A 3919-nucleotide genomic window follows, 5' to 3' on the forward strand; every position below is an offset into this window, starting at 1 on the left:
TCCAAGAGTTGAGTCGGGGAAAAGGAAACCAACGTGAGCAGTGATGAACTGAACTCCGGAGAACGTATCCTGTTTCTCCCCCCCACCCGCCGTGACCGTGAAGTCACATGCGATCTTCTGGCAAAATCGGGAATGCACCCATTTCCATGTACTGACATGATTCACCTCGCAGAAGAAGTGAGACGAGGTGCTGGTGCGGTCCTGCTGACGGAAAAAGTCCTAACTCAGCTCGGAATTAACGCTTTCCTCACCATGCTGAAACAGCAGCAGACCTGGTCAGACCTGCCCGTTGTCCTCATGCTCTATCAGGGGACACCTTCACCAGCGGCCAGCAAATTTGTTGGCCAATTGACCAACGTCACACTCATCGAACTGCCCGCTTCAACCTCCACTGTCGTCAGTTCAGTTCAGGCAGCGTTGCGCGCGCGCCGGCGGCAGTACCAGATTCAGCAGCTTCTCGAGAGCGAACAGGCTGCCAGGCGTGAGGGAGAACGCGCGAACCTGATCAAAGACGAGTTTCTCGCCACGCTCAGTCACGAACTGCGAACACCGCTGAACGCGATCTTCGGCTGGACTCAGCTTCTCAAGATGAAGCCCAACGATGCCAATCAGGTACGGGAAGCAGTGACTGTCATCGACCGGAATGTCCGGATGCAGACCCAACTGATTGAAGATCTGCTGGACATGAGCCGCATTATCTCTGGCAAGATCAACCTGGACATCATGCCGGTCGACATGGGAAATGTGATCGACGCGGCGATCGATGCCGTCCTTCCCGCTGCCAAGGCGAAGAAAATCCGTCTGCAACGGGTCGTCGAGGTCCCGTTACCCATCGTGTACGGCGACTTCAATCGGCTGCAACAAGTGATCTGGAATCTCGTCACGAATGCGGTCAAGTTCACTTCGATCGATGGGGTTGTGCACCTTCGTTGTCAGCAGGTTGATTCGTGCGTGGAGGTCAGCGTCACGGATACCGGTGAAGGGATCGAGCCGGAATTTCTGCCTCACCTGTTCGAACGGTTCAGCCAGGCGGACGGGTCTACCACACGGCGGCACGGGGGGTTGGGGCTTGGGCTTTCGATCGTCAAAAATCTCGTCGAGTTGCACGGGGGAACGATTCACGCGGCGAGCCCGGGGTTGGGGGCCGGTTCGACCTTCCTCGTCCGGCTTCCCGCGTCGTCGTCCTCGCCGCTCGACGAGCGGCAATCAGTTGCCGGATGTGAAACGCCCCTGACAAGGGCCGACGGGGAAGGGCTGTCGGGCTTGAAAATTCTGGTGGTCGACGACGAATTCGATGCTCGAGAGTTGATGAGGCGACTTCTTTCCGACCGTGGGGCGATCATGCTGACGTCGGCTTCGGCCGATGAAGGGAGACTCCAGCTCGCGACCTTCCGGCCTGATTTAATCATCAGCGACATCGGCATGCCGCATCGGGACGGGTATGAATTCATCAAAGCCTTGCGAAATGACGGCATCACGACTCCTGCCATCGCCTTGACCGCATTTGCCCGTGTCGAAGATCGAATCCGCTCTATCGCCGCAGGCTTCCAGGCCCATCTGGCGAAACCCGTGGAACCGGCAGAGCTTCTCGCCACGATTTTGCGACTGATCAGCCCCAGCCAGATCGCCCACTCTTGATCAAGCCAATTTCCGCTCTTCCTCTTTCTCGGCCTGTTCCGCCAGGTGGACTCCCCTGTCCGGCCAGGCACATTCACAACGTAGGGACTGGCGTGAACCGTCATTCATCGCGTAATTGACTGTCATCTGGACTAAACCGCAGTTACATTCACCAAGTGTTCCTCAGTGGCGGTTGCAGGTGCCGGCGCCCTGCCATCGGCCGGATGCCGTTGTTTCAGACTTGTTCTGATCGTCACGGTGAACCGATGCAAGTACGCATTTTTCAATTTGTGATGGATCGTGATCAAAGATGGCACGGAAGAAAATTATTGAAGGGGGCGGTGAGGATCCCGAACGAGTTTCCCATCCCGCTCCTCCCGGATTGTCAGGAGACTTCAATCCCGACGATGATAAGCTGGATGATGAGCTGCGACCGCAGAAACTGAATGATGTCGTTGGACAGAAGAAGGTTGTCGATCGGCTGAAGATCGTTCTCGACGCGACGCTGAAGCGGAAGGAAGCTCTCGGGCACATTCTGTTCGATGGGCCCCCGGGGCTGGGGAAGACGACACTGGCGATGACACTCGCCCGCGAAATGGGGACCGAGTGCCAGATCACTTCGGGGCCCTCCCTGCAAGCGCCGAAGGACCTGCTGTCGTACCTAACGAATGCAAGCTATGGCTCGGTGCTGTTTATCGATGAGATTCATCGACTGCCTCCCGCCGTGGAAGAGTTCATTTATCCCGTCATGGAGGACTTCCGTGTCGATATTGTTCTGGGCGAAGGACTGAACGCACGCACGATTAATATGAAGCTCAAGCCGTTCACGGTGATTGGTGCGACCACACGCAGCGGGATGCTGACAGCCCCCCTGCGAGACCGGTTTGTGCATCGCGAACACCTCGATTTCTACGATCTGGACGAACTCCAGGAGATCGTGTATCGGAACTCGAAAAAGTTGCGTACGGAAATCGTCGGGGATGCAGCCCGGTTAATCGCCGATCGAAGCCGAGGGACTCCGCGTAAAGCAAACAATCTGCTGCGATGGACGCGTGACTTCGCCACTGTCCGGGAACCAAACGGAAACATCACGCACGTCGCGGCGGAAAATGCCCTGGCGATGCTCGAAATTGATTCGGTCGGTCTGGAGGCGCAGGATCGGCGTTATCTGCAGACGCTCTGCACGGTTTTTACCGGGGGGCCAGCCGGGCTGTCGGCGATTGGACATACGATGAACGTCCCCGCCGATACGCTGGAAGATGAAGTGGAACCGTTCCTGCTGCGAGTCGGCTTCATCCAGCGCACCCCGCGAGGTCGGATGATTACTGCAGCGGGGCTCAATCATCTCGGCCTGAACCCATCGGGGGGAGAAGGAGTCCAGAAGCGGCTGTTCTAGTACCCTCTGCGGGGAGTGGACTGGAAGCGTAGAAAGGGCCCTGTTCTGCGGCGCATGAAAGTTGCTCTGCATTTCCTGAGGGGACAGGTGCGGAAGTGTGTCCCCGTCCATTGCTGGACATTCGTCAAGATGCTGTCGGCCTGTCAATTACAATTGTCATTCCCAGCACTTACGAAGCGACCCGATGATGGAAGTTAAAGTTCATTCGTTCCGCGTTTCAATTTGGATGCTCACATGAAAATCACATTTCTCGGTGCGGCGGGTGAAGTGACAGGCAGTCAGCACTTGATTGAAACGGATCGCCTGCGAATTCTGCTCGACTGTGGCCTGTTTCAGGGACACCGTCTGGAAGCGCGCCGGAAGAACGAAAAATTTCATTGTGACCCCAAGAATCTGGACGGCGTAATTCTTTCGCACGCCCATGCTGACCACTGTGGCAATCTGCCGGGCCTCTACAAGGCGGGGTTCCGCGGACCAATCTTCTGCACCCCTGCGACGGCAGACGTGGCCGACATCATGCTGCATGACAGTGCGCATATTCAGGAAGAAGATGCGCGATATCTGAATCGAAAGCATCCGCCCGACGCGCCGCGAATCCTGCCGCTCTATAATGACGACCACGTGACGGAAGTCGTTAAACTGCTGGAGACAATTCCCTATGGCGAATGGCACGAGCTCTCAAAAGATTTCCGGCTGCGGTTTCAGGAAGCGGGTCACATCCTGGGGTCGGCCATTACCGAAATCGAGATCCGGGACAAAGGGGAGTGGAAGCGGATCGTCTTCACTGGCGACCTCGGACGCCGCGGTACACCGCTGCTGCATAACCCGCAGCGTGTGGAAGGCTGCGATGTCCTGATCACCGAGTCCACTTACGGCAACCGTATTCACCCTCCCGAAGACGACATC

Annotated in this window: 3 protein-coding genes; all 3 read left to right on the plus strand. The window is 57.0% G+C overall.

Annotated elements, in window-relative coordinates; all coding sequences use genetic code 11:
- The first annotated feature begins 33 nt into the window (after positions 1-33).
- On the plus strand, positions 34-1638 hold the full coding sequence (locus VGE80_RS14370; RefSeq protein ID WP_440593146.1) for an ATP-binding response regulator: 1605 nt from the start codon (positions 34-36) through the stop codon (positions 1636-1638).
- A 289-nt stretch (positions 1639-1927) separates the two neighbouring features.
- Complete coding sequence (gene ruvB, locus VGE80_RS14375) at positions 1928-3013, plus strand: Holliday junction branch migration DNA helicase RuvB (protein ID WP_440593147.1); 1086 nt, start codon at positions 1928-1930, stop codon at positions 3011-3013.
- A gap of 234 nt (positions 3014-3247) precedes the next feature.
- The coding region (locus VGE80_RS14380; protein WP_440593148.1) for an MBL fold metallo-hydrolase at positions 3248-3919 on the plus strand (672 nt) is incomplete at its 3' end.

It is taken from the genome of Schlesneria sp. (assembly GCF_036405755.1).
Classification (GTDB): Bacteria; Planctomycetota; Planctomycetia; order Planctomycetales; family Planctomycetaceae; genus Schlesneria; species Schlesneria sphaerica.

Bases quoted from the DNA above. Each gene is read 5' to 3' on its own strand.
- ruvB (WP_440593147.1), top strand. From the start codon at position 1,928: ATGGCACGGAAGAAAATTATTGAAGGGGGCGGTGAGGATCCCGAACGA.